A 25664-nucleotide genomic window follows, 5' to 3' on the forward strand; every position below is an offset into this window, starting at 1 on the left:
TCTTCTAGGAGGAAGTAAGCCGTACAGCCTGAACGATATCGAGGGCGCTGAGCTGTTCTGCCAGCTTCGCTTTACCCTGCTGCACAGCGGATTCGCCCAGGATGCGGACGGCGTTCTTGTGAGCGTGGCACTGCCAGGCCAGTACCAGCAATCTGGCTGCGAGCGCCGGCTCCCACCGCGCAAGACACTGATCCTCGGCGAGCTTTCCGAGCGACTGAACGAGAGCGAAGGCCGGCTGAACCAGATCGTGACGCAAGCAGAATTCGCCGATCTCAAGCTTGGCGAGGAAGCGCTCGCGGCCGCTTGGAGCGGTGTCGGCGAAGTCGGAAAGGAGCTTCAGGCCGTCGACGATCTTTCCCTGCTGTGCCAGTCGGGCGGCATCGCCGGAGGCTTTGTCCATCGCTCCGCCGGCTGCATTGCCGCCGGCGCCGATCGCCACCTCGTCGGAAATCCAGGCCCGGGTATCGGCGTCGGCAAAGGGGGTGCCGTCGGAAAAGCTGAGATCGATCAGCGGCGGAACGCGCTGCAACAGCAGCGCCAGCGCGCCGACAATCGCCTCGCGGGCGGCGTCATAGTCGCTCCCGAGCGCGCGCATCGTGCGGAAGACGGTAAACTGCATCGTCAGCCAGTAGGGCGAGGTGACGAAGGCGCTTTCGGCGGCGAGCAGCAGGCCGTGCTGGTTGTTGGCAGCGTTCAGCGCGGCAAGTTCCTGGAGCTTGTGCCGCTGCGGTGGTGGCAGCGTCGTCTTGCCGGCTCTGTCGGGCGGGGCGGCAGTGATGCCGCTCCAGGCGCCGAAGCGCGAGGCGAGATAGACGCGGGGATCGGCCGAGGCCGCCTCGCGCAGCGCGCCAGACACCTTGATCGCTGCCGAGAACAATGAGTCGAAAGCCGGATCGACCCCCTCGGCGACAGGCATGTCGCCGATCTCGGGAGCAGCGACCGCTGTTGGCCGGGGCGGCGCCGGCGTGCTGGGCGCGGGGACCGCAGCAGGCGCGGCCTCTACTGGAGCAATAGTCACCTCGGGCTCATCTGGCGGTGAAGGAGGTGCTTCGGCGGGGGGCCGTGCAGCGGCTTCGGCCAGCGCCTTCGCCTCAATCTCGGACCGCACCTCGCGTGCGACGGGCCGCAGCGCGCGGATAAGGGGACCGAGCGCGACGGGGAATTTCTGCATCTTCTCGCTCAGCAGTTCGTCAAGCTCGACCAGCCGGTCGTGGGCGACGAGCGCGTAGGTCCTGGCCTCCGGGGTCACTGGCGGCTGCGCTTCGATGATCTGACCGAGCCGCTCCGCCATCCAGTCTACGCTGCCGGCGCGGGCGCGCTCGCGTTTCAGGCCGGGAAACAGGTTCTCCCAATGTTCGGCGACCATGCCGCGAACTATCGAGCTTCCGACGGCAAGACCTTTGTAGCCCTCCTCGTGATGCAGTCCGTAGACCAGCCGGCAGGCGAGAACGATGTCCTTGGACCGGCCGGTCAGTACCTCCAGCGTGCGTCGGTTCAACTGCCGCCAGTCGACCGCTTTCGGCCCGTCCGTCTCCATCTTACGGAACTCGGTCTCTAGCTGGTCGAAATCCGGCTCGTCGCGCAGATCGATACCGGCGGGCAGGTCCACCGAAATGGCCGCCGTGCCTATGGAGGAACGGGGATCGCCAAGGAGCACATCTAGGTCGAGATCAGGCATGCGGGGCTTGGCATCCTTCGGCAGATCAATGGTTACGAGAAACTTATTGAGATGTTCAGCAAGTGCGACAGACCCGCGATGTATTCGCAGAAGCAACTTACAGTCATAGTCATGTAAATTGTAACTTCTATGAAGGATGTCGGAAGGGTGCCGCCCGCGAGCAGGTGGGCGGACCGGCCCATGACGATGAAAGGCTTTTTCAAGATGATCGAGATCTCGGACAGTATAGACGGCGGTGCGGTCATCGTGCACCCGAAAGGGAAAATCGACACACTGACGGCGAAGACTTTCGAAGCCCATCTGAAGAAGCACATTGACGAGGGTATCGGACCGTTGCTGGTCGACCTGGCGGAGGTCGACTACGTCAGCAGCTTCGGCCTGCGCTCGATGCTGGTGGTGGCCAAGCTCCTGGCGCCCTCGGGTCGCAAATACGTGCTGTTCGGCCTCAGTCCGCAGGTGCACGAGGTGCTGCGGGTTTCCGGTTTCCTCCGCATCATCCCAGTCGTCGCCAGCCGGGCAGAGGCCCTGGCGCTGGCCGAGGCGGCTGCCGGATCGAGCTAGGACAGTCGCCATGACTGGTCAATTCCGCACGATCAAGGTGTCGAACGTCCTGGACCAGCTCGCTGACGTCCAGGACGCGCTGGAAGCCTTCGTGGAGGAACTCGGCCTCAGCGACGACTTACGCCACTCCCTGCTCCTCGTTGTGGAAGAACTGTTCGTCAACACGGTCCACTACGGCTATGACGGGGCCGAGCCTGATACGATTGCGATCTCGGTTGGGCTGCGCAAGGACGGTGACCTGCATCTCACCATCCGAGATCAGGCCCGGCCTTTCGACGTCTCGCAGCCGCCGCGCGTTCCCACCGGAGAGGAAAGCCTGGAGGAAATCCAGGTGGGCGGCCTGGGCCTCTTCCTCGTTCACGAGCTGGCGCGACAGATCCTGCACCAGCGTCACGGCAATTCAAACATCACCGAGATCATCCTGCCGCGCGGCGGGGCCGCGGCATGAGGCACATGCACTGGGCATTTCCAAGGAGCTATCATGGAGAACGGTGAGGGCGAGGCCGTCGAGGCCGAACGCCGGCGGGCGATGGGAAGCCTGGTCTCCACCTGCGAGTCGATCGCGAGCGGGCAGTTCGACGACATGGAGCAGCTCTTCGCCATCCTGGCGAACGAGACCCTGCCCACGGACATCCGCGAACTGGCCGAGACCTTCGCCAGCATGGTGGTGCAGATCGAGGCGCGCGAGTTTCACGCCCACCAGCTGATCGATGAGCTGCGCGAGACGCAACGGCAGCTCGAAGCGGCGGAACAGGCGTTGCGCCGCGAGAACAAGGATCTGAAGCAGCGGCTAAAGAAGCTAGAGGTTCAGTTCGACCAGGAGCAGGCCGAACAGGAGATCCGCGAAATCGCCGAGAGCGAATATTTCGTCGACCTGCAACAGCGCGCCAAGTCGCTCCGGCAGCGCTTCAAGCAGAAGGACTGACTTTCCGGCGACGAGCGTCGCCCTTTCTTTTCACATTTCAATCACGGCAAGGCTGCATGACCAAGATCATCTCCACCCATTCCTATCGTGGCGGCACGGGCAAATCCAACTTGACGGCCAACCTAGCGGCCGGGCTGGCGCTGCGGGGTCATAGGATCGGCGTCGTCGACACCGATATCCAGTCCCCCGGCATCCACACACTCTTCCGTGTCGACCCCCATGCCGTCCACTTCACGCTCAACGACTATCTTTGGGGGAAGTGCGGAGTGCGCGAGGCGGCGCTCGACGTTACCTCGGGCGTGGTCGACGAGGCGGGCAACCAGTTGGTGCCTGACGGCGGCAAGGTGTTCCTCGTGCCGTCGAGCATCAAGACTGGCGAGATCGCACGCATTTTGAAGGAAAAATACGACGTCGAGGATCTCAACAACGGCTTCCATGATCTATGCCGCGAGCTTGATCTCGACTATCTGCTGATCGACACCCATCCCGGCGTCAACGAGGAAACCCTGCTGTCGATCGCGATATCCGACACGCTCATGCTGCTGCTCCGCCCCGACATCCAGGACTATCAGGGCACGGCCGTGACGCTGGAACTTGCGCGAAAGCTCGAGGTGCCGCAACTGCTGCTGGTGGTCAACAAGGCGCTGGACAGCTTCGATTTCCTCGAACTGGCGCAGCGGGTATTCTCCAGTTATCGCACGCCCGTGGCAGCCGTGCTGCCGCTGTCGACCGACCTGATCCGCGTTGGCAGCACCGGGCTGGTGCGGGCCATGTATCCCGACCATCCGTTCTCCAGTGGGATCGAGACCTTGATTGACGCGATCGAGGATTAGGCTTCGAAGAGGGCCGTGGCGAAGGCCTCGACAGATTGCGGGCGCTCGTCGCGCTCGAAGGCGAGCGCTTTTTTCAGCGCCTCCCAGGCCATCGGATCGAGATCGGGGATCGGCTCCAATGTCAGCCCCTGTTCGCGCGCCTCGTTGGAGGCCCTCATCGCGAAGGGATGGAAGCCGACGAACATCTGGTAGGCAATGCAGCCAAGCGCGAAGACGTCGTCGCGCGGGTCGCGATCCGCACCCTCGAACATCTCCGGACTGGCATAGGCGGCTGTCAGTGCACCAAGCTGCCCGGCATCAAAGCCGGTGCCGTTACTCGCCGTGGCCAAGCCGAAATCGATGAGCTTCACCTGCCTGTCGTCCCCGACGAAGATGTTGCCGGGCTTTAAGTCGGAATGCACGACGCCGCTCGCATGGGCGTAGGCGAGACCGGCGCAGATGCCCTTGAGAACGTTGGCGATCAGGGCCGGCGCCATGGCCTGACCGGTGGAGGCGGCGAGCAGCCGGTTGAGCGGCTGGCCAGTCAGGAGTTCCATGACGATGAACACCTCGGCCTTGTCCCGGTCGAAATCGAAGACGGTGGCGATATTCGGATGGGCGAGGCTCTGCGCCTTGCGCGCCTCGGCTTCGAGCGTCCGCAGCGCGTTCGAATCGGTCCGGAAGGCATCGTTGAGCAGCTTAAGGGCGACATAGGGTTGCGGGCTGCCAGCTTCGAGTCGCCTCCGGTCGACCGCCGAATAGACGACGCCCATGCCGCCCCGGCCGATCTCCGCGTCGAGGATGAAGCGGTCACGCAGGATCGCGCCGACGCCGGCGCGCTGGTTCGAATAGTCGGCGAGCTTGTTGAGGGAGGTGCCGTCGCCCGCGCCTTCGCGCACCACCTTGCGCGCGGCGGAGCGGAAACGGGCGCTGCGGTAGGTGCCGAGCAGGTTGCCGAGCTGGTCCGGCCGGCGGCCGGTGGCCTCTTCGGGCGCGGGTCCGGCTGTTCCCCGCAGAGCCTTGTAGTCGCCGATCAGGTCGGAGAGCACGGCATCGTCGACCCGGCTGCGCAACTGGTCGAATCCGGGCAGCACCTCGGCTGCGGCCGGATGCCGCACGGGCGGCATGATACCAATGGAGGGCGTGGCAGAGGGGGAGGGCGTCTGAGCCGTGGAAGAATGTGCAACGACAGGCCCTTCCAGCGACGGCCACGCTGATGTGGGCACGAAGGCGTGCGGGACGGTCTCCTCCTCGAACAGAGCGGACTCGTCGCGGCCTTGCGGCGCACCCCTGCCATCCGCGGCGGTCAACTGGCTCATGAGAATTGCCGCTATGTCATCAGGCATCCGTCCGCTTTCGGCCAGGTCGGAGACAGCTCTGGCGACCGCCCGCGCATCGTCGGCCGCGGCGGCCCTAAGGCGTATGACCAGAGCGTCGTAGCTCACGCGGCCGCCCAGAAACGCGGCAAGCGCGTCCTCGGGCCCGCCCGTCTTGAGGCGTTCCTGAGGTCCGCTCGCCTTGCTTCCAAACAGTCTCAGTTGTCTATTCTTTCGATGTTGGCGCATCCGCCGCACCCGGGCGGCGGATCGAATAGCGGTTGAGCTTCTCCACCATGGTGCGCCGGCTGACCTTCAGGTTGCGAGCGGCATGGCTCTGGTTCCAGTTCGCCTCGCGCAACTTGGCTTCGATGACCAGGGCTTCGTATTGTCCCACTATCGACTTCAAATCGCCATCGGGAATGTGGGTCGGAAGCGCGTGTCTCGCTTCCTCGTCGCGAAAGCCGGTTATCTCGACCGGCAGGTGTTCGCGGCCGATCGGCTGTCCCCGGTTGGCAAGCAGTGCCGCCCGTTCGAGGATGTTCTTCAACTCGCGAACGTTGCCGGGATAGCTCCAGCGTAGCAGCGTATCCAGCGCTTCCCCCGTCAGTTCCGGCCGGTCGCCACAGCCGCCGATCGCTTCTGTCAGGAAATGATCAATCAGGCGCGGGATGTCGGAAGGGCGCTCGCGCAGCGGCGGAACGACGATCGGAAACACGTTCAGGCGGTAATAGAGATCTTTGCGGAACTCGCCGCGCTCCATCTTTTCCTCGAGATTGACGTTCGTGGCTGCGACGATGCGGACGTCGACGAGTTCCGTTTTGGTCGAGCCGACGCGGCGGACCTCGCCTTCCTGCAGCAGGCGCAGTACTTTAGCCTGGAGTCCGGGCGGCATGTCGCCGACCTCGTCGAGGAAGAGCGTTCCACCATGGGCCTCGTGCACGAGGCCGGGCTTATTGGCGAGCGCGCCGGTGAAGGCGCCCTTGATGTAGCCGAAAAGCTCGCTTTCAAGCAGGCTTTCCGGCAGCGCCGCGCAATTTTGCGCGACGAAGGCATTGCCGCTGCGGGAACTGGAGAGATGAATATAGTTGGCCATCATCTCCTTGCCGGTGCCGGTTTCGCCACGCAGCAGGATCGGAATGGAGGATCCGGCCGCCCGTTCGATCAGGTCGAATACCTTCTCCATCGGCGTGCTATCGCCGATCAGGTCCTTCGGCTTCTTCGATTTTGAGGCGGCGGCCTTGCTCATCAGCCGTGTGTTCTCCTGCTGCAGTTCCTCGTTCATCCGGCCGAGCTGACGGATGAGACTCTGGTTCTCCTCGAACAGCCGCGCATTGCGAATGGCGGCGGCGGCGTGCGAGGCGAGCCCCTGCATGGGGTGGATCACGGGCTTGGGAAGCGTCCCGGCAAAGCCGCCGGCCTTGTCCGGCAGATTGACGAGCTGCAGGACGCCGATCGTCTCCTCGCCGTCGACGGTGAGCGGCAGAATGGTGACGGAGCGGGTGCGGAAGTTGATCGCCTTGTCCGATTCGCGAATGACGCCGAAATCAAAACCAGGCGCGTTATCGATGTCGGCGACGCCGACCAGCGTCGCGGTCGATACGGCGAAGGTTGCGGGGTCGCGCAGGTTCGGCGCGAGCGATTTGTCGTAGATCGAAATGCGTGCGTCGGAGTGGTTGGCGCTGGTGATGCCGCGATAGTTGAAGCAAACTCGGTGGAGGTGGCGGGCCAGCCGGTCGAGGGTGAAGATCGCCGCGCCCTCGGCCCTCGACAGGCGCAGGGCGGCATCAAGCACGTGCACCAGCAGGGCTTCCACGCGCCGCTCCTTGGCGAGCCTGATCGTTAGCTCCAGTAGATCCTCATAGATCGTCTCGTTGCTCATCACCCAGCTTTCCTGATCGCGCCGGCCGGCATGCCGGTCGGCGCTCTCCCTTTCCCCAGAGCCGGGCCGCGCTTGAAACGGCGCCTGGCGTTTGCCGTGCCTGGTCTGGATCTCAGGACAGGCGATAGACGAACTGGCCCTGCTCCCCGACATTGATCGTTACTCCGCTAAAGGATTTGCTATCGTCACCCATGTTGCTGAGCAGCTCGGTCGCCAGCTCCGGCAGGATGGTGCGGTTGACGATATGATTGATGTTGCGCGCGCCGGTCTCGACTTCGGTGCAGCGCGCCGCGATCGCGCTCACCACGGCGTCGTCGTAGGAGAACTCCATCTTTTGGCTCTCGCGCAGCCGCTTTCCGACCTTGTTGAGCTTGAGGCGGACGATTTTTTCGAGCGGTGCGCCGATCAGTGGATAGAAAGGGATGATTTGCATGCGCGCGAGCAGCGCCGGCTTGAAATGGGCGCTGAGCGTCGGCCGGATGGCCTCTACAAGTTCCTCGACGCTCGGCCGCGCTTCGCGGGTTCCGAGCTCGGTGAGGAGGTCGGTGGCGAGGTTGGAGGTGAGTACGACAATCGTGTTCTTGAAGTCGATCAGGCGGCCTTCGCCATCCGACAGCATGCCTTTGTCGAACACCTGGTAGAAGACGTTCATGACTTCGAGATCGGCCTTCTCGACCTCGTCGAGAAGGACGACCGAGTAGGGCCGCTGGCGCACGGCCTCGGTCAGCACGCCGCCCTCGCCGTAGCCGACATAGCCGGGCGGCGAGCCGACCAGCTTGGAGACGGTGTGCTTCTCCTGGAATTCGGACATGTTGATCGAGATCAGGAAGCGCTCGCCGCCGAACAACTGGTCGGCGATGGCGGTCGCGAGTTCGGTCTTGCCGACGCCGGAGGGGCCGACGAACAGGAAGACGCCCATCGGCGCATCCGGGTTCTGCAGACCGGCCTTGGAGACGCGCACGCCGTGGTCGATCGCCTCGATCGCCTGGTCCTGACCGATCACGCGGCCCTTGAGGTTTTCCGACAGCGTCAGGATCGACTGCGCTTCGTCCTTGACCATGTTGCCGAGCGGGATGCCGGTCCATTCGGCGATCACCTGACCGACGATGTCCTCGGTCACTTCGAAGGCGACGAGCGGATTGCCCTTCTGGATCTTCTTGAGCTTGTCGGCGGCTTCGCGGAACTGGGCCCGCAGGGCCTCTTCGTCGAGACCAGCAGTCTCTTCGGCGGCAACCTGGTCTTCGCCTGCCGGTTCCGCGGGCTTGTCGCCTTCGAGGGAGAGGCCGAGCTTGCCGCGAATGCCGAGGATCTGGTGGACCAGCGCCAGTTCCTGGTCACGCTTGGCGACGAGGGCGTCAATCTCAGCTTCCAACGCGGCGATATCCTGCTCGATCGCCTCGATGCGGGCCTGGTCGCCGTCCTGGCTGGAATGATGGTCGCGCCTGAGCGCCTCGAGCGCGCGGTGCTGCTCGCCGACCCGCTTCTGCTTGAGCTCAATCACCGGCGGCGTGGAGGAGAGGGACAGCTTGACGCGGGCGCAAGCGGTGTCGAGCACGTCGACGGCCTTGTCGGGCAACTGCCGGCCGGAAATGTAGCGCGCCGACATCTTGGCGGCGGCCTCGACGGCGCTGTCGCGGATATAGACGCCGTGCGCCTTCTCGTATGATTTGCGCAGGCCGCGCAGGATTGTGATCGCCTGATCCGGCGAGGGTTCGTCGAGCTTGACGAGCTGGAAGCGGCGGGCGAGCGCCGGGTCCTTTTCGAAATATTTCTTGTATTCGCTCCAGGTCGTGGCCGCAACGGTGCGCAGTTCGCCGCGCGCCAGAGCCGGCTTCAGGAGGTTGGCGGCGTCGGCGCCACCGGCCGCGCCGCCGGCGCCGATCAGCATATGCGCCTCGTCGATGAACAGCACGATCGGCTTCGGCGAAGCCTTCACCTCATCGATAATGCCCTTGAGGCGGCTTTCAAACTCGCCCTTCACGCCAGCGCCGGCCTGCAGCATGCCGAGGTCCATGCCGATCAGCTCGACATCCTTCAGGAAGTCGGGAACATCGCCCTCGGCAATCTTCAGGGCGAGGCCCTCGACAACGGCGGTCTTGCCGACGCCCGGCTCGCCGACGCAGATCGGGTTGTTCTTGCGGCGGCGGCCGAGAATGTCGATCATCTGCTGGATCTCCCGATCGCGGGTGAAGACGGCGTCGATCTTGCCGCTGCGGGCCTGTTCGGTAAAATTGGTGCAGAATCTGGCGAGTGCCGTGTCGCCGCCGATGCCGGGAACAGCGGTCGCCTGGGACGGATCGCCGCCGCCCGACACTGCGGCGGCCGTCGTTTCCTGGGAGCCGGCTACGGCGGCCAAAAAATCCGACTTGAACCTATCGTAGGTGATGGCTTCGAGGCCGGTCAGCCAGCGGTCGTCGCCGAAGCGGTTCGGCCGAGCGAAGATCGCGGCGAACAGAGCGCCGGAACGGCACTGATCGAGCGAGAATTCGACAGAGCCGATCAGCCAGGCTTCGGTCAGCCATTCGACCAGCAGCGGCGAAAAAACGGGGCGGCCCTGGTTGCCGCTGCGGAAGGTTTCGATCACGGCCTGCAGGCGGCGCTTGAAGCCGGCGACGTCGACCTCGAAATGACGGCAGGCCGCCTGCACGTCGTGCTGCGTGTCCTCCAGGAAAACCAGCAATACATGTTCGATCGAGACTTCGTAGTGGCCGCGCGACACGGCAAGACCGGCCGCCGATTCCAGCGCTCGGCGCGCATAGGTGTTCAGGCGGTTGATGAGGCGGCGGAGATCAATGTCTATCACTGATTAAATCCCGTTTCGGGGCCGCAGGCGGCCAAGCAAGAATTTCTTAATCCGTCCGGCCGTGAAGGCCTCAATAATCCCAATGGCGATGTGCGCGCGCACCGAGAAAAGCGGCAAAAGCCGTCTTCTGCTGCTGCTATTCCCCATCGGGACCGCCGGTCCGGCGGCACCAGCCCCGCATTCGTGCGGTGCGAGAGCACCGTCGCCGCGTATCGAGACCGACGGCGGCTCGCCGGACAGTGGAAATCATCGCCCGACTAGCGGTCGCTCAGGCTACCGGTAAGGCACGCCTGTGACAGGAATTTTTCAGTCGGCGAGAACGTCGGTGGACGGATGCAAAACGAAAGGGACGGCCAACGACGGCCGCCCCCGGCATCGGCAGGACGCGATCAGACGGCCGGCTTGCGCCAATCGTCGGAAGCCGAGGTGCCGGCGACTTCGTGTGTCCAGTCGCACTGGCGGTAGGTGAAGGACCACTGCTCCTGATGGCCACGGGAGTCGTTGGCCGCATCGTTGGTGTCGGGCAGGATGACCTTGCCGCCGACGAGAACCGCGTCGGTCCACTTGATGGTGTAGTAGTGCTGCTGCTTACCGTCAGTGGCCGTGCGGAAGAACTTGAGCTCAACGTCGAGGTTTTCGCCGGTGGCGAGCGCCTGCCACAGCAGCGGCGAGGCCTTGTCGAGCGGCTTCAGGAAGGTGGCCGGCTCGTGGCGACGGGTGCCGATGGCGGTGCCGGAATTCGGGTCGCGTGGGACGATGGCGTTGCTTTCGAAGGCGTAGACGATGGATTCTCCTTCGTGGCCTTCCTGCCAGATGTTGCCGATCGACTTGTCGGTCGAAGCTTCGCTGGTGATCTCGCCCTGGGTTTTGCCGGTTATCTTGATGTATGCGATGTTTGCCATTGTGTTCTCCAGTAGGTGCTTTGACTGTGAAACTCCTATCAGCCGCAGCCGATGTTCTTGAGGTTGCAATGCTCGTGCCAGTTTGTACTGTGACAAGAAACGCTATTCAAATTCAGACAAATAGATCGACAGCATAGGTTTTATGTCGTTCAAGCTTGCGCAGTTTTCTTCTCACTATCTGTAATGACAGCGCAATTTCTTGATCGATCAACATCGTAGCCGAATGCAATCGGCGGGGTATTCTGTCTTTTCTTTTTTAGGTGATGCATTGAAAATACGGATAAATTCTAAATTGCTTATAAAACTTTCTTGATGCTGCGCGGATTTTCTCAAATTGACCAATTCGGGGCGCGGTGAAATCCTTCGCAGCCAAGCAAGGTGCTTCCGACAAACCGACTTCGGAAGCCTCCGGAGGAAGCCAAACGGATGCCCGCCATCATCAAGCCTTCACGCCTAGCTGCCGCGGTGCGCGCCGAGCCGGTGCCGCAGGGCGGCTTGCTGACCGTGTCGGCTTTTCTGCTGTCCGACTTCGAAAGTCCTCGCGACTTCCTGAGCGAACAGGCGCTCTGGCCGATGGTGGTCGAGCAGATGGGTGGAGCGATCTTCGACAAGGGCAATCTCAAGCCCTCTGGCGAGTGGATCGTCGCGGGCGCGGCGCTGGCGCCAGGTGACGAGCCGGTGAGCGGCATCGAGGTCATCGCCCGGCTTAACGGAATCGAAAAGCGCCTTTCCGTGTTCGGCGATCGTTTCTGGCGGCAGACCGATCGCGGCATTGTGCTCCTGCCGGCCATCCCGTTTCACAAGATGCCGGTCGTGGAGAGCAATGCTTTCGGCGGCCCACGCTTTGCCGCCAATCCGCGCGGCAAGGGCCACGGAGCGCGGGCGCTCCTCGACGCCGGCCTCGATGCGCCGCTGCCGAACGTGGAAGACGCGAAGCGGCCCATTCGTTCGCCTGACGACACGCCCGCGCCCGCCCATTTCGGGCCGCTGGCGCCCGACGCCGCTTCGCGCATGCGCTATATTGGCACCTATGACCAAGTCTGGCTGAAGACGCTGGCGCCACTGCGGCCGGCCGACTTCAATCCGCTTTTTCATTGCGACGCGCCGGAAGAGCAGCGGCTCACCGGCTATTTTTCCGGCTCGGAGACGTTCTCCGTCTCCGGTATGAGCCAGGGCGGCATCGCCGGGGGGCGGTTACCTGATGTGACCGTGCGCGGCTTCGCACATCGTCCGGGCGACGACAGTCTGACCGAATTCCGGATGGTCTGCGACACCGTTACGCTGTTTCCGAACATCACCAAGATGGTGCTGGCCTATCGCGGCGTGGTCAAATGCGCCGATGCCTTCGCCGAGGACATCGGCACGGTCATGCTCGCGGTCGAGCATGCCGAGGACGAGGCATATCCGCCAGCCTATTTCGGCGATGTCTTCCGGCTGCGCACCAACCCCGACGAGGCCCACAAGCACGCGCTTTCCGACTTCCAACTGATGCCGAAGCAGGATGCGAGCGTCGTCACCGCCCGCCGTGCGGCGCGACTGGAAAAGGCGAAGGAAAACCGCGAACGGTTCATGGACAATCAGGATTGGCTGGCGCGCAGGCTCGTGGCGGACCAGGGAATGTCGGCGGACCTCATTCCTCCGCGGACCGACGAGGTGTTCGATGATCTGCCGCTCGTCGCGTTGCCGACCAGCGAGGAGATCGCCAGGGGCGAACTCGATCTCGCCGAAATACTTGATGATGTCGAGAAGCTGTCGACGGCGATGAAGGAGAAGGCGCGCAAGGAGCGTGCACGTGCCGAGGTCGCGCGGCTGCAAGCCGTCGCGCATATGCCGCAAGGCCGGGTGCCGGCGGCGCTCCAGCGCCCGCTGGTCGAAGACGGCGAACTCGCCCGCTATCCGGAGCTCTCGACGGAGATGGGGCTCGATACGGACTGGCCGGAACTGACCGCCTTCGAGAACCCGGACCTGACGGAATTTCCGCAGGAGGCCGTCGATCGCTTTCACGCGGCCTTGGACAATGCTTTCAACTCGCTCACGGCTCCGGAAGACGATCAGGCGGCGGCCGACGTCCAGTTCGAAAAGGCGCTGGCGCGTGCGCTCCGCCTGCCGGAAGGGGCGATGCTTGCGGATGCACGCTCGGCGGCGGAGCAGATATCCCTCGATCTCGGATCGAACAGGATCGAGGGAAAGGACGAGATCGAGCGCAGGATCGCTGAGCGCATGGCCTCGGTCGCCAACGAGCCGGTGAAAGCCTCCTCGCCCGTGTCGGTTCCGAGCTTTCTTGTGCCCGGCGACGAGGACTTCGAGGTCGATCATGGCCCGATCGAGGAGGCCATGGCCGCCGTAACGCCCGTGTTCGGAAAGCTCCTGTCGCATCTGGATTCGGTCAAGGCCGGCGGCTCGCTGCAGGATATCATCGCTGAAGCCGCGGCAGCACTTCCGCAGCCGGAGGACGACGGGATCGCGCGCACCTTCGGTCAGCACGTCGACGAGGTCAAGCGGAAGGCCGGCGAACGGATCGACACTGCCCAGCAGGACCTGGACGACACCATGTTGAGGGCGAGGCAGCGCTCGCCGGTGGCGATCTTTCCGATGGAGCCCCTGCTGCCGGGCGTTGCCGAGCGGTTCGGCAACGCGATCCGCGACAGGATCGTGAGCGGCCACGATTTCCGCGGCGCGGATCTTGCGGGCGCCGATCTGCGCGGCATCGATCTCGCCGGGCGCGACTTGCGCGGCACGCTGTTCGAGCGCTGCAATCTTCAGGGCGCGCAATTTTCCGGTTCCAACCTGGACGGTGCGGTTTTCTCCGAGGCCGACCTGTCAGGAGCCGATTTCTCTTCAGCAAGTCTCGGAACGGCGAATTTCGGCGCGGCCGTACTTTCCGGCGCGCGCTTCGATGCCTGCACGCTGGAAGACACCAAGCTCATCCGTGTCAATTTCGAAGGCGTCTCGTGGCGCGACGGCCATCTGGCGCGACTTTCGCTGATTGAATGCAGTTTCGACGGGGCGGATTTGTCCGGCTCGACCCTTTCAGAGGTTCAGGTCCTCAAGGGCGGGGCGCGCCGCGTGAAAATGGACGGTGTGGCTCTCGATCGAGTCACTTTCATCCAGATCCCGCTCACGGCAGCGAGTTTCGTTAAGGCTCGGCTCGACCGCGTCAGTCTCGCGGAGGTCGATGCTAACGAAGCGAACTTCAAAAGTGCTGAATTCAACACCGTCGGCTTTCTCGGGCAGACTGGTTTGCGCGATTCCTCCTTCGAAGGAGTATCCGCGCGGAGCACGTCCTGGAACACCGCAGACATGACGCGCACCTGCCTGCTGCGCGCTGATCTGGACAATTGTCTTTTCAATGTATGCGATCTTTCGTTGGCCGACATGCGCCTGGCGACGCTGAAGAACTGCCGGCTCGACAAGTCGGCGCTCATTGGTGCAGATCTCTTCGCCGCCAACCTGTTTGCCGCCTCGCTCACCCAGTGCGACATGACCCGTGCCTCGCTCCGCGGGGCCAATCTCTACTACGCGGCGCTGGATCGCGCCGAACTGGCGAGCTGCGATCTCACCGGCGCCAATCTCGGCGGCACCAGAATGGAGCGAGCGGCCAATGCTTGAGATCGACATCATGCCGACCGACCGAGCAGAAATCCTCGAATATGTGGCCCACGAGCAGCCGCTGATGGCGAAGGAAGCGCACGGCGTTGATCTCGGCGGCGCGATGCTCGCCAGGGCGCGGTTCGTCAAGTGTGATCTCTCCGGTGCCGATTTCCGCGGCGCCGACCTTTCGGCAACCAGCTTCGTCGACTGCCGGCTGGTCGGATGTTCTTTTCAGAATGCCCTGCTCGACGGCACGACATTCGCCGATTGCGCTCTCGACAAGGCCGATTTCGGAGATTGCAGCCTGACCGAGACCCGGTTCGTGGCGGGTACGGCCGGGGCGGCGACGTCGCGCGGCGCTTCGCTCGACCGAACCGTTTTCGCCAAGACGGTTCTCCGGGAGGCCGACCTCGCGGACGGAACACTCGAGCGCTGCTCGTTCCTCGATTGCGAGATCTCCGGGATGAGCCTCGCCGGCTGCGTGCTCAATACGGTCACGATGACGAAGTCGGAGCTGCGCAAGGTCAATCTGGTCGGAGCCGAGATCGACATCGGCCTGTTCGCGGAAGCGGATATGTCGGGCATGGACCTGTCCGGTCAGTCGTGGCAGCATTGCACCTTCCATCAGGGCAGGTTTAAAGGAACTCGGCTCGACGGCGCGCGGCTCGACGGCAGTGTATTCAACGAATGCGACTTCACCGGAGCCTCGCTGCAAGGGGTGACGGCACCGATGACATGCTTCACCGCCAGCCGGATGGAAGGGGTGAGCCTGGCCGGCAGCCATCTGACTATGGCCAATTTCCATCGTGCCAACCTGTCGGGAGCCGTGCTGAACGATAGCGTGCTGTCTTCGGCGGCTCTCAGCGAGGCCGACTGCCGCAACACCCAGTTCGAACGCTGCGACTTGGCGCAGGCGGAGCTTTCCCACGCGGACCTTCGCGGCGCCAATCTGTCGGGTGCGAGCTTCGCCAACACCAAGCTGCATGCCGCCAGGACCGAAGGAACACTGTTCTTCGGCTCGTCCGGTTCGACTATCGGCACGGATCAGGAGAGGGCTATCGCCGAACTCTATTTGACCAGGCGTGTGATGTTGGACGGCGAAACCGTGCCGGGAGGACCGTGAGATGGTGTTCGTCAACTCGCAGGGGCCGATACCGGGCATGGATTTCTCGGTTCCGGATGTCTACCTCCAGCCAACGCCCGTAGGGCCGGTCCCTGTGCCGCTGTTCGCCATCGGCATGCGCCCCACCGACATCCCGGTCTGCCTGCGGTTCTATACAACCTGCATGCCGGCCCACAATCTGATGAATGTGGCGCCGGTGTCGATCGCCGGTCCCGGTCCGGGCGTGCTGTCCGGCATGGTGTGCTCGAAGAGCGCCAGCATGAAGGGCTCCACCAAATTCTTCATTCAATGCATGCCGGCGACGCGAGCGCTCATGGATCCCACGATCCAGAACGGCATGTCACCGAATTCCTTCGGAACGACGATCGTTCCGTCGCAGATCCGTCTACTCAATCCGAGCGGTTGACCGCCGCCCAAACCGTTTCCGACCGGGAGGCCTCGCCGAGATGAACGCCATGCAGAATGCTCAGGAAATCACGATTTCACTGCCCAATCTGGACGAGGGCGCCGTCCACGCCGATTACGTGCGTGGGCGCGAGGCTTTGAGCGAACTCTACGAATTCGAGGTCGACGTCATCTCGCCGAAGGTGCTCGATCTCGAGTCAATGCTCGGCAAGTCCGCCAAGCTGACGATCAAGGTTCTCGGCGAGACATTCGAGGCGAGGGGCATCGTGGTCGAGGCGGGCAGCCGCGATCCGACGCGAAACCGGGAATTCGTCTATCGTTTCGTCATCGGCCCGGGCATGACCCTGATGCGGCTGAGCAGCCAAAATCAGGTCTATGGCACCGATCGCGACGTGACCGTGCTCGACATCATCGAAGCGGAGCTTAGCGACGCGATCAAGTCGGGTTCGGTCACGGCCGGCAATCGCGCGTCGAGACGCATTTTGCACCGGATGCTTGCGGGCGGCGACTATCCCAAGCTCGACTTCGTGCTGCAGTACCGGGAAACCGACTTCACCTTCTTCTCGCGGCTCTGCGAGAAATTCGGCATCTTCTACGCCTTCGACCACAAGGGCGATCAGGAGGAGGTGCTGATTTGCGACCGCAACGTCCATTTCATCCAGCTGAGCGGTAAGGACCTCACCGAGGAACTGCCGTTTCGCACCGGCGAACAACTCATCGGTTCGGGCGGCTTTGCTGTCCGCTCGTTCAACTCCGCCTGGGTGGTGAAGCCGGGCCACGTGCAATTGCGCGATTACAACGACGAAACGCCGAGCGTAGACCTCAAGGTCTCGACAGGTGCCTCGTTCCCGGGGCACGGCATCGAGGTTCATTACGGCGAAAACTATGCGACGCCGCAGGACGGCCAGTCGCTGGCGAAGGTCCGCGCCGAGGTGCTGGCCGCCGAGCGGCTGCGGTTTGTCGGCCGGAGCAACATTCCTCTCCTGCGGCCCGGGGTTTTCTTCAAGCTCATCGATCATCCCGATAGCAATCTCGAACGCCACTACGTGGTGACGGAGGTCGTGCACCGAATCGCCGAGCCAACGCCGACCGGTTTCTCCTCGCCGGACAAGGTCGTCGAACCCTATTCCAATGAATTCGTCTGTATCCCGATGGATACGCCTTTCCGCCCGTCGCTCCGCACCGAGAAACCGATCGTGCACGGGCTGTTGCACGCGGTCATCGATGGTTCGCCCGACGCGGCGCGGGCGGAGATCGACGAACAGGGGCGTTATCACGTTCGCATCCTCGACGAAGAAAGCGGCCTGACGGGCGGCAATGCCAGCCATGTGGTGCGCAAGGCGGAGCCCTATGGCGGCGGCGATGGCTACGGCTCCCACTCGACATTGCTCGTAGGCACCGAAGTGCTGCTCGGCTTCATCAACGGCGATCCTGATCGGCCCACCATCGTCGGTGCCATGTCGAACCGCGAAAAGAGCAATCCGGTGTCGGACCAGAACTCCGCCGTCGCACACCGTACGCGAACGGCGTCGGGCATCATCTTCGAATTCAATGACGGTGGGCTCTGACACCGGGCATGCGCCGCGCAGAACCTGAGGAAAGGAACCAGGCATGTCTACCGCAGAGGCACAGGGGAACAGAATAATGACGGTACCGACGGCAGGAAAACCGGTCACAAAGCAGAAGTCCTCGATTCAGGATGGCTCGGCCCATCTGTTCGTGCCTTACAACGCCGGGCGTTCCCGCACCTCGGCTGACGATTCCAAGGATCCCGGCGCGATCCTTCGGCTCGGCGGCTATTCCAGCGTGGAAGCCGCCGCGCCTGACCTCACGAGCTTCTATCCGCGGCATCACCTGGACGCTGAAGGGTCGAACGCTCTCGCCAATTCGACCGGCCCTTCCTCCGACGGTTTTCGCGGCGGCATCCTCTTATCGTGCGACGGGCGGATGCTGTTGCGCTCGGGAGAGAAGTTCTACCTGCATTCGAAGTCCGATATGGACATCGACACGGAAGCAACGCTGAACATCCAGGCGGAAGACGCGATTACCATGGAGTCGCAATCCACCATCACGATCCGCTCCAACAACGCATCAAAGATTCTGATCGAGGCTCTGGGCGCAACCGCTGACTCCGAAGGAGTAACCGAGGCCCTCGTCACCATAAATGCAAATAAATCTACGAAACACATCGACGGCCACGACTACGAATTCATCAAAAGCGATAAATATACCTACACTGACGCCGATACTTACGCGATCAAGTACGGCAATTCGGAGAGCTTTACACGCGGCAATTCGAACACCATGACGCAAGGCGGCACGATGAGCATCTTTCTCGGCGGCACGCTGACCGTCAACGTCGCGGTCACCCTGGCTTTCAAGTTCGCCTTCGACGCGACCATCTACCTCGGCAAGGCCGATATCGGTCTCTGGAAGATCGATATCTGCGAGTGGAAAACGGAACTGAAGGCGGGGAAGATCGAGACCGCGGCGATCGCCGTGACGACAAAAAACCTCGTGTCCGGTCTGAATATGATCGAGGACAAGACCGGTCTGGTCACGGTCGCTTCCAATGCCATCGACTCCATGAAGGACGGCATCAAGTCCGGCATGGAAGGGATAGCCAACTTTACCAACGGACTCACCAGCTACGTTTGAGTTTCGGTCCGTCACGAGTTCGAGAAGGAATGCCGCGATGCTTTTCACTGAGCGATTCTCCGAAAATAACCATCCGGTCGAGGAGCGGACCGGGAGCGTGCAGGTTGCGCCGGCGAACGGGCTCGTGCGGGCTCTCGTTCGCGCCTTCCTGACGGGAACCGAGGCGATTGTCGAGACCGATGCCGGCGACAGCCTCGTCGTCCGGCAAGCCGCGAGCTGCCTGCTTGCTCCGGCGATCGGCGACCGTGTGCTCCTCCATGTCGAGGGTAGCGACGGGTTTATTCTCGCGGTGCTGGAACGGCAGGCGCCTTGCGCCGCGGAGGTTTCGGTTCCCGGTGCTGCCGACATGGTCCTCAGGGCCCCGGGCCGCATAGACATCGATGCCGGCGCGCTCGGGCTCAAGGCGAGAAGGCTCGACATCCTGGCGGGCGCGGTGCTGCAGGCCGGTGAAAGCCTGACCAGCCATTTCCGCCGCATCTCGGAAACCGTCGTAGACAAGATCGTCGGCGCCCGCACGGTTACGACCACTGCGCAGTCCCGTACCACGGCTGTCAAGGAAGTCGATGTGCTGGAGGCCGGGACGCTGGTCCAGACGATCGCGAGCGTGGCGACACAGAACAGCGAAATCGCCCTCATCACCGCCAAGCGCGACGTTCGCCTGGACGGCGAGCGCGTCAGCGTCGGCTAGGTGAACACGATGATCTCGATCGAAGACAGACTAGCGGCCGCAGACGCCCATAGGGAAAAGGGCAGGGTCGACAGCGCGCTGATGCTCTATCAGCTCGTCCTGGACGTCAATCCACGCAACTGTGAGGCCTTGAAGGCCGTTGCGAGGATTTATGCCGAACAGGGCCGGCTCGCGGAGGCTCTGGAGGCGATCGGCTTCGTCGTCGCCATGGTGCCCGACGATGTCGATGGCCTTACGCTTCTTGCAAGCTATGCGGAAGGTGCCGGCGACAGCGCGCGCGCGGCGGCTGCGCTCGACCAGATCGTGCTCCTCGATCCCGACGGATCGTCCACCGCACTTCTGCGCGCCAATCGCGCCGCCGATGAAGGCAATTTTCCAGCCGCCGAGCGCATCCTCGTCGACGCGCTCAGGCAGGAACCTAAAAACACGGCCATGATCATGGCGCTCTCGCGTCTCTATTTCGCCGGCGGCATGAGCGAGGATGCCCTTTCCCTCGCGGAGCGGGCGGTCAGCCTGGCGCCAGAGGACGGAGCCTGCCTGTCCCTCCTGGCGAGCCAGTTGGTGACGCTCGGCGATCATCGTGGCGCGATCGAATGCTACGAACGCGCGCTGCTCGCCGCGCCGGTCGATCTCGTCGCACTGGTCGGCCTCGTCGAGTGCCATGCGAGCTGCGGCGAGCTTTCCGAGGCGCGGCGTCTCGCGAGCCGCGCCATCGCGCTCCGGCCCGACCTTCTGCCAGCGTGGAGAGCCTATGTCAGGGTCGAAATCCTGAGAGGCGAGTGGGAGACTGCTCTCAAACGCTTCAACGAGGTGGCGCGGGCGCACGCCAAACGGGTTGACGCGTTGATCTGCCTGGCGGACTGCTATCGCCTGGCAGGAGATCATGCCGCTTGCCTGAAGCTTCTCCAGCCGCTTGTTGGCCGTTCCTCTCTGACGCCGTTGCAGATCCAGATGGCGGACAGTCTCCGCCGCGAGTCGGCTTTGGCGCTCGGCGACTTCGAAGCCGTCTTAGCGAGCGTTCCGGGTCTGGACGTTCTCGCAGCTTCCCTGGTCGCCGACGAGTATCGGCCGGTGACAGTGTCGATCCCGGCGACCACCACGATCACCGAGGTAATGCCGCTGCTTCGGCTGACACATCTTCCGAAAGTCGAACGGCCGGTCTCGTGGACCGGGTTGGATCTCTTTTCGGACATCGCCTCGCTTGCGCCAGGTGTTGCGTTCAAGCCCGTCGAACCGGGACAACCGGTGCCGCCCGGCCTGCCTCTGCCGGCTTTGATCGGTCTTGCCGACATCTCCGCCGAAACCCTCGCGGCCGCCATTCCCTACATCGAGGCGCCGACGGACCGGCGCGAGATCTGGCGCGCCGCGCTTGCCGAATTTCCGCGGCCACACATTGCCCTTGCCTGGAATGCATCACGACCGGGATTGATGCTCGACGACCTCGCGCCGATCCTCGAAGGCTTTCCGGGTACATTCATCGCGGTCGTCTGGGACGAGGGGCGCCACCAGCTGAGGGCGTTTCCGCAGGTCATCGATGCGGGAGCGGAGATCACCGGTCTCGCGGACGTGGCGGCGGTACTTGCCGAAAGCGACCTCGTTCTCGGTCCCGATTGCCTGCCGTTGCACCTTGCTGGTGCCATGGGCGCGCGAGGTCTGGCGCTGATGCAACCGGACGCGAACTGGTACTGGCACGAGCGGGATAGCCGTTCCGCCTGGTATCCATCGATCGAGGTGGTCCGCACGCAACGTGTCGGTCACTGGGCCGTTCGGCGGGAAGACATCATCGACAGTGTCGGCCGGCGGCTTACCGCATTGACGAAAGACGATGGGGCAAATCCCGAGGACGAGGAGAAAACACAGAGGGAGGTCGCCTGACGTGGCTGGCTGGAGACCGCTTGCAAGGGAACCGGACGCCCTCAAGGGGGCACTCTTCGATTATCTGCGCGACCGCGCAGGGCTCGTCTACACGAATCCCGTGCCCGGGGTCCGAAGCCTCGGTCAATTGACGACGATCATCGCCGATGGCCGCAAACTGGCGATCGAACTGTCTATGCTTCCGGAACGGCAGAGGGATTGGACCGGTCGGTCGGCGCTCGCCTTCGTCGTCTCCGGGCAGGCCGCGGACGGTCGTTTCGGATACAAAATAGAAGGTGAGGCTGTCATCGATACCGACACGCGCTGCTTCCTTTCGCTTGACGTCAAGGTAACGAACTTCGAGCGCGTCGACACGATCCGATGAAGACCATACCGATCGACGAACCACAGTCATGGAAGTGTCAATTGCCGGTGCTACATCTCGCCAACGTGATTAGGGCAAGGATCATCTAGTATGCGCATCGGCTTGCGCGTCTACGTCTATAGCATGCTTGTCATCATGGCGGCGCTGGCGCTGCTTGGCCTGATGAGCATTGTCAAGTACGAGACCATCCTTACAGAAACCTTGTCCAAGCGGCTCGCCGTCGTCGTCGAGGACGCGCGGGCCTCGGTGGAGAAAGCGGGCACGCTGGGGGTCAGTCTTAGGGCACTCGCGCAGCAGCCGACCGGACCTCTGGCGGTCGCAGCTGAACTGATGCCGGGAGAGGCCCGCGTCATCGTCGTCGATGCCCATGGCAGCCCGGTCTCCATGCCAGGCAGGGAGGGGGGGCTGCCAATTGCGCCGGCGCCGCTCGTCGAGCGCATCTCCGCTCAGGACAAGAGCTGGAACTTCCGCGACGGCGGCTACCTAATCGTCGGCAGCACGGTGGTCAACTCGTTCGGCGAGTCGGAAGGCGCGATTCTTGCGGTGCAGTCCGACCAGGCGATCACCGACCGCGACAACGCCATGCTGCGCCGGATCGTCTCCTATTCCTTCATCACGCTGGTGCCGATCGCCCTTCTGGCCGCCCTGGTCGTGTTCCTCAGCCTGAGGCCGCTCGGCCGCTCCATCCACGCCATGCGCTCGGTAGTCGAGGAGCGGGATGAAACGCGGATTGCCGATGCCCGTGGGCCACTCGCCCCGACTCTGCATTGGTTTGGACGGATCTTCGGCGATCTGGAACAGCAGCGGAAGGAAGCCAGTCAGACGCTCGACGCCATCGAAATCCTGGCCCACACGGAAAGCCGCAAGAATGGTAAATGATACCGACAGCATGATGAGCAGCGAAAGGCTGGTCGACAGCGCCGCACAGCGCATCACGCGTCACATCGGCCTTGCCGTGGCGCTGCTGGTGGTCCTGGCGAGCTGCGCCCTGTTCGTGATGACGATCCAGGCTTTCCAGAAGGACCTCGAGCCGGACATCCACGCTGCCAGCACGCAGATCGCCCAATCGGTGACGAACACACTCGACATGGCGGCAAATCTTGGGATTCCAGCAGAGGATCTGGCGGGCGTTGAGGATTTCTTCGGTCTCACCATCGAGCACAATTCGCAGATACAGTCGCTGCAGCTCAAGGATCCCTCCGGCAAGGTGCTGGCGAGCGCCGGCCGCAGCGGGGGTATCGAAGCCACGGCGAAGCTGTCGCGTCCGTTATCTGAAACCGTTCAGCCGGCCACCGACAGCGCCGTGCAGCCGGACGACCGCCTGAGCCAAATCCTCTTCAGTGGCGCGGAGCGGGTGCTCGGCATCTTCTCAAGCAACGCGCCCATGCTCGAACAGCCGATCATGAGGGACGGCAAGGTCTACGCGACGCTCAGCGTGCAGGTCGCGCCGGACTTCATCAATGGCCAGTTCCGCGACATCCTGTTCGACATGGTTGTCATCCTCATTGTCTCGCTGCTGGTCGCTTTCGAGATCATGACAGCCTTCATCCTGTTCCACATCGTCACCCCGATCCGCCGGCTGATCTTCCTGGTGGTCAATGGCGCGCACGGCAAGTTCGACACCTATATCGATCCCAAGAACAATGACGAGATCGGCCAGATCACCCGGCGCGTGTCCGACGTTGTGATCTCGCTGCACCGGCGGTTCGTGACGCTCATGTCGTCGCTTTCCGGCGCCGCCCCGTCGATCCACAATCAGCTTCAGAGCGTCTCCTCGCGCTTCAGCCTCAGCTCGGAGGGACCGAAGCGTCTCTTCATCGGCAGCTTCGTCGACGTGCGCGTGCCACTGTTCCTGTTCAGCTTTGCCGACGAATTGCAGAAGTCGTGGCTGCCGCTCTACGCCAAAAGCCTTGCCGGCCCCAATTCGCTGATTTCGCAGGAAGTCCTAGTCGGCTTGCCGATCTCGGTCTACATGGGCACAATCGCCATCGTCACTCCGTTCGCATCACGGTGGGCCGACGACTACGGCGCGCGGCTGATGTTCATGATCGGGCTCGTTCCGGCGATCTTCGGCTATGTGATCTGCGCCATGGCGCCGGATACCCTCTTCCTGGTCCTCGGCCGCGGCATCACCGCCTTCGGCTATGCCATCATCATCATCTCGTGCCAGGGCTATATCGCGGCGATCGCAACGAGCGAGAACCGCGGGCGAGCGATGGCGATGTTTGTCGGCGTGCTGATGAGCGCGACCATGTGCGGCACCGCAATCGGTGGAGTGCTCGCGGACCGCGTCGGCTATCGTGCGGTGTTCTGGATTTCTGTCGGCCTGTCACTGGCGGCCGGCCTGCTGGCCCGCTCGATGCTGATTTCCGAGCTCACGGCTGACAAGTCGCCGAAGATGAGTCTGGTGCGTGGCATCACGGCCCTGATGAGGAACACGCGCTACACGGCGATGATTCTGCTTGCGGCAATCCCGTCGAAGATCCTGCTGACGGGCTTCCTGTTCTATCTCGTACCGCTCTATCTCGCCAGCCTGGGCTCGAACGAGGCAGAGATCGGTCGCGTGATGCTGCTTTATTCCCTGACGATCATCCTGTTCGGTTCGGCGAGCGGCCGCATTGTCGACTGGATCGGACGGACCGGATTCATGCTGGCCTTCGGTGGCGTCGTATCGGCGATCGGTCTGATCGTGTTCTCCAACTGGGAGAACATCTGGGCCGTGGTGTTGATGGTGTTCATCATGGGGCTAGGCCATTCGGTGACGAAGAGCCCGCAGATCGCCTACGCACTGGAGATTGCGGAGGAGGAGGCTGCCCGGATCGGCCGAACCACCGTGCTCGGCGTGCTGCGCACGACCGAACGCATCGGCAGCGTGCTCGGTCCGCTGTTCGCCGCCTTCCTGGTGGTGCAGTTCGGGTTCCAGACGGCGATCGCGATCGTCGGCGTCGGCATCGTGGTGGCGTCCGCCTTGTTCTACATCATTATCGCGAGGGAAGGCGCCAGTGGCGCCAAGACAGCAGTGCCGGGTTGAGGCTGCCGACGGCAGGGGGAGAGAATGTTGTTCGGTCTGAAAAGAATTGCATTGGCGGCCATCTGCCTGGCTTCGTCCCTCGGCGGCTTCGCCATGGCGCAGGACACGGGCAAGCGCTTCACGATCTACATGGCCGCCTGGCGCGGTTGCGAGGAAGCCTGCCGGGGCTTCGTCGATTACATCAAGGAAAGCGGCATGCCCGCGGATGTCGTCATCCGTGACGCCAAAACCGACAAGGCCGCGCTGCCGAATTTCGTCGAGGAGGTAAAGCGGACTCGCCCTGACTTGGTCGTAACCTGGGGGACCAACGTAACGGCTCAGATGGTCGGCACCTACGACGCCCCGGACCAGTCGAAATTTATCGGCGACGTTCCGAGCATCTTCATGGTGGTCGCAGACCCCGTTGAGGCCAAGATCGCCAAGTCCTATGAATCGTCGGGCCGCCCCTATGTCAGCGGAACGCGCAACCGCGTGCCCGAAGTCACTCAGCTCAAGGCGATGCTGGAATACCGACCGTTCAAGCGCTTCGGCATCATCTACAACGAGAACGAGTTGAACTCGAAGCTCAACGCCGAGGTGGTCAAGCGGGCGGCCGACGAGCTCGACCTTGAACTCGTCATGCTGCCGATGCCGTTGATCAATGGCGAACCCGATGCCAACGACATTCCTCAACTGATCCAGGAAGCGGCCGACCGCGGCGTCGAATTCCTCTATATCGGCAGCAGTTCGTTCATCACAGTCAACGCCGACATTTATACGGAGGCTGCGATCAAGGCCGGCATTCCGGTCGCGTCGAGCTACGAGACCTCGGTGACGGAAAGCTCGGCGCTGCTCGCGGTCGCTTCGAAATACGGGATGATCGGGCGTCTGGCCGGCTACCAGGCCAAGCGTATCCTGGTAGACAAGATCAAGCCCATCGACCTGCCGATCGCCGCGCTCGACCGCCACTCCTACATCGTCAACATGAAGACGGCCGCCGCGCTCAAGCTCTATCCGCCGATGACCCTGCTCAGCTACGCCGAGATCGTCAACCCGCCCGAAGGGCAGTGA

At 63.1% G+C, this 25664-nt stretch carries 20 protein-coding genes; 15 read left to right on the top strand and 5 right to left on the bottom strand.

Annotated elements, in window-relative coordinates; translation table 11 throughout:
- Nucleotides 1-4 precede the first annotated feature (4 nt).
- Nucleotides 5-1678 carry a type VI secretion system protein TssA gene (gene tssA / locus MUU54_RS06880; RefSeq protein WP_247243297.1) on the bottom strand — a complete coding sequence of 558 codons (1674 nt, stop codon included), beginning with the start codon at nucleotides 1676-1678 and terminating at the stop codon, nucleotides 5-7.
- A gap of 180 nt (nucleotides 1679-1858) precedes the next feature.
- Here tssA and MUU54_RS06885 point away from each other — a divergent pair, with 180 nt between their 5' ends.
- From MUU54_RS06885 to MUU54_RS06900, 4 genes are read left to right on the top strand one after another with little or no spacing between them, the layout of a single operon-like run.
- Nucleotides 1859-2239, top strand: a complete 381-nt coding sequence (locus MUU54_RS06885; protein ID WP_247243298.1) for an STAS domain-containing protein — start codon at nucleotides 1859-1861, stop codon at nucleotides 2237-2239.
- A 10-nt stretch (nucleotides 2240-2249) separates the two neighbouring features.
- Nucleotides 2250-2687 (top strand): ATP-binding protein, encoded by a 438-nt coding sequence (locus MUU54_RS06890; RefSeq protein ID WP_247243299.1) that lies wholly within the window; start codon nucleotides 2250-2252, stop codon nucleotides 2685-2687.
- Between the two features lie 33 nt (nucleotides 2688-2720).
- Nucleotides 2721-3164, top strand: a complete 444-nt coding sequence (locus MUU54_RS06895) for a hypothetical protein (RefSeq protein WP_247243300.1) — start codon at nucleotides 2721-2723, stop codon at nucleotides 3162-3164.
- 56 nt (nucleotides 3165-3220) lie between these two features.
- Entirely contained in the window at nucleotides 3221-3997 is a 777-nt protein-coding gene (locus MUU54_RS06900) for a MinD/ParA family ATP-binding protein (RefSeq protein ID WP_247243301.1), read from the top strand.
- Here MUU54_RS06900 and MUU54_RS06905 read toward each other — a convergent pair.
- The 4 genes from MUU54_RS06905 to MUU54_RS06920 form a co-directional block, all read right to left on the bottom strand.
- Nucleotides 3994-5295 (bottom strand): serine/threonine-protein kinase, encoded by a 1302-nt coding sequence (locus MUU54_RS06905; protein WP_247243302.1) that lies wholly within the window; start codon nucleotides 5293-5295, stop codon nucleotides 3994-3996. The genes MUU54_RS06900 and MUU54_RS06905 overlap by 4 nt on opposite strands.
- A 223-nt stretch (nucleotides 5296-5518) precedes the next feature.
- Nucleotides 5519-7174: a sigma 54-interacting transcriptional regulator gene (locus MUU54_RS06910; protein WP_247243303.1), complete on the bottom strand. Its 1656-nt coding sequence runs from the start codon at nucleotides 7172-7174 to the stop codon at nucleotides 5519-5521.
- A 112-nt stretch (nucleotides 7175-7286) separates the two neighbouring features.
- A complete protein-coding gene (gene tssH / locus MUU54_RS06915; RefSeq protein ID WP_247243304.1) occupies nucleotides 7287-9977 on the bottom strand; it encodes a type VI secretion system ATPase TssH in 2691 nt (896 codons plus the stop codon).
- Between the two features lie 389 nt (nucleotides 9978-10366).
- Nucleotides 10367-10879 carry an Hcp family type VI secretion system effector gene (locus MUU54_RS06920; protein ID WP_247243305.1) on the bottom strand — a complete coding sequence of 171 codons (513 nt, stop codon included), beginning with the start codon at nucleotides 10877-10879 and terminating at the stop codon, nucleotides 10367-10369.
- A gap of 426 nt (nucleotides 10880-11305) precedes the next feature.
- On the opposite strand from MUU54_RS06920, the gene MUU54_RS06925 reads away from it, so the two are divergent.
- From MUU54_RS06925 to MUU54_RS06975, 11 genes are all read left to right on the top strand, one after another.
- Nucleotides 11306-14488: a DUF2169 family type VI secretion system accessory protein gene (locus tag MUU54_RS06925; protein WP_247243306.1), complete on the top strand. Its 3183-nt coding sequence runs from the start codon at nucleotides 11306-11308 to the stop codon at nucleotides 14486-14488.
- Nucleotides 14481-15593, top strand: coding sequence for a pentapeptide repeat-containing protein (locus MUU54_RS06930; protein ID WP_247243307.1), 1113 nt, complete (start codon nucleotides 14481-14483; stop codon nucleotides 15591-15593). Before MUU54_RS06925 ends, MUU54_RS06930 begins: the two co-directional genes overlap by 8 nt.
- A 1-nt stretch (nucleotide 15594) precedes the next feature.
- Nucleotides 15595-15999: a PAAR-like domain-containing protein gene (locus MUU54_RS06935; protein ID WP_247243308.1), complete on the top strand. Its 405-nt coding sequence runs from the start codon at nucleotides 15595-15597 to the stop codon at nucleotides 15997-15999.
- Between the two features lie 40 nt (nucleotides 16000-16039).
- The gene (locus tag MUU54_RS06940) at nucleotides 16040-17566 is read left to right on the top strand and encodes a type VI secretion system Vgr family protein (RefSeq protein ID WP_247243309.1); all 1527 of its coding nucleotides are present in this window, start codon (nucleotides 16040-16042) and stop codon (nucleotides 17564-17566) included.
- A gap of 43 nt (nucleotides 17567-17609) precedes the next feature.
- On the top strand, nucleotides 17610-18656 hold the full coding sequence (locus MUU54_RS06945; protein WP_247243310.1) for a hypothetical protein: 1047 nt from the start codon (nucleotides 17610-17612) through the stop codon (nucleotides 18654-18656).
- Nucleotides 18657-18693: 37 nt separating this feature from the next.
- Nucleotides 18694-19344: a DUF3540 domain-containing protein gene (locus tag MUU54_RS06950; protein WP_247243311.1), complete on the top strand. Its 651-nt coding sequence runs from the start codon at nucleotides 18694-18696 to the stop codon at nucleotides 19342-19344.
- Nucleotides 19345-19353: 9 nt separating this feature from the next.
- The gene (locus tag MUU54_RS06955) at nucleotides 19354-21219 is read left to right on the top strand and encodes a tetratricopeptide repeat protein (RefSeq protein ID WP_247243312.1); all 1866 of its coding nucleotides are present in this window, start codon (nucleotides 19354-19356) and stop codon (nucleotides 21217-21219) included.
- A 1-nt stretch (nucleotide 21220) separates the two neighbouring features.
- Nucleotides 21221-21583: a hypothetical protein gene (locus tag MUU54_RS06960; RefSeq protein WP_247243313.1), complete on the top strand. Its 363-nt coding sequence runs from the start codon at nucleotides 21221-21223 to the stop codon at nucleotides 21581-21583.
- Nucleotides 21584-21673: 90 nt separating this feature from the next.
- Nucleotides 21674-22462 (top strand): hypothetical protein, encoded by a 789-nt coding sequence (locus MUU54_RS06965; RefSeq protein WP_247243314.1) that lies wholly within the window; start codon nucleotides 21674-21676, stop codon nucleotides 22460-22462.
- Nucleotides 22452-24614: an MFS transporter gene (locus tag MUU54_RS06970; RefSeq protein ID WP_247243315.1), complete on the top strand. Its 2163-nt coding sequence runs from the start codon at nucleotides 22452-22454 to the stop codon at nucleotides 24612-24614. Before MUU54_RS06965 ends, MUU54_RS06970 begins: the two co-directional genes overlap by 11 nt.
- A 24-nt stretch (nucleotides 24615-24638) precedes the next feature.
- Entirely contained in the window at nucleotides 24639-25664 is a 1026-nt protein-coding gene (locus MUU54_RS06975; protein WP_247243316.1) for an ABC transporter substrate-binding protein, read from the top strand.

The sequence above is a fragment of the Pseudorhizobium tarimense genome, assembly GCF_022968135.1.
Lineage (GTDB): Bacteria > Pseudomonadota > Alphaproteobacteria > Rhizobiales > Rhizobiaceae > Neorhizobium > Neorhizobium tarimense.

What these genes read in the sequence shown, in the direction of transcription:
- MUU54_RS06905 (WP_247243302.1), bottom strand. Translation starts at nt 5,295, where the DNA reads ATGAGCCAGTTGACCGCCGCGGATGGCAGGGGTGCGCCGCAAGGCCGC.
- MUU54_RS06900 (WP_247243301.1), top strand. Translation starts at nt 3,221, where the DNA reads ATGACCAAGATCATCTCCACCCATTCCTATCGTGGCGGCACGGGCAAA.
- MUU54_RS06910 (WP_247243303.1), bottom strand. Translation starts at nt 7,174, where the DNA reads ATGAGCAACGAGACGATCTATGAGGATCTACTGGAGCTAACGATCAGG.
- MUU54_RS06935 (WP_247243308.1), top strand. Translation starts at nt 15,595, where the DNA reads ATGGTGTTCGTCAACTCGCAGGGGCCGATACCGGGCATGGATTTCTCG.
- MUU54_RS06885 (WP_247243298.1), top strand. Translation starts at nt 1,859, where the DNA reads ATGACGATGAAAGGCTTTTTCAAGATGATCGAGATCTCGGACAGTATA.
- MUU54_RS06895 (WP_247243300.1), top strand. Translation starts at nt 2,721, where the DNA reads ATGGAGAACGGTGAGGGCGAGGCCGTCGAGGCCGAACGCCGGCGGGCG.
- MUU54_RS06970 (WP_247243315.1), top strand. Translation starts at nt 22,452, where the DNA reads ATGGTAAATGATACCGACAGCATGATGAGCAGCGAAAGGCTGGTCGAC.
- MUU54_RS06925 (WP_247243306.1), top strand. Translation starts at nt 11,306, where the DNA reads ATGCCCGCCATCATCAAGCCTTCACGCCTAGCTGCCGCGGTGCGCGCC.
- MUU54_RS06975 (WP_247243316.1), top strand. Translation starts at nt 24,639, where the DNA reads ATGTTGTTCGGTCTGAAAAGAATTGCATTGGCGGCCATCTGCCTGGCT.
- MUU54_RS06965 (WP_247243314.1), top strand. Translation starts at nt 21,674, where the DNA reads ATGCGCATCGGCTTGCGCGTCTACGTCTATAGCATGCTTGTCATCATG.
- MUU54_RS06950 (WP_247243311.1), top strand. Translation starts at nt 18,694, where the DNA reads ATGCTTTTCACTGAGCGATTCTCCGAAAATAACCATCCGGTCGAGGAG.
- MUU54_RS06890 (WP_247243299.1), top strand. Translation starts at nt 2,250, where the DNA reads ATGACTGGTCAATTCCGCACGATCAAGGTGTCGAACGTCCTGGACCAG.
- MUU54_RS06930 (WP_247243307.1), top strand. Translation starts at nt 14,481, where the DNA reads ATGCTTGAGATCGACATCATGCCGACCGACCGAGCAGAAATCCTCGAA.
- tssA (WP_247243297.1), bottom strand. Translation starts at nt 1,678, where the DNA reads ATGCCTGATCTCGACCTAGATGTGCTCCTTGGCGATCCCCGTTCCTCC.
- MUU54_RS06955 (WP_247243312.1), top strand. Translation starts at nt 19,354, where the DNA reads ATGATCTCGATCGAAGACAGACTAGCGGCCGCAGACGCCCATAGGGAA.
- MUU54_RS06945 (WP_247243310.1), top strand. Translation starts at nt 17,610, where the DNA reads ATGTCTACCGCAGAGGCACAGGGGAACAGAATAATGACGGTACCGACG.
- MUU54_RS06940 (WP_247243309.1), top strand. Translation starts at nt 16,040, where the DNA reads ATGAACGCCATGCAGAATGCTCAGGAAATCACGATTTCACTGCCCAAT.
- MUU54_RS06920 (WP_247243305.1), bottom strand. Translation starts at nt 10,879, where the DNA reads ATGGCAAACATCGCATACATCAAGATAACCGGCAAAACCCAGGGCGAG.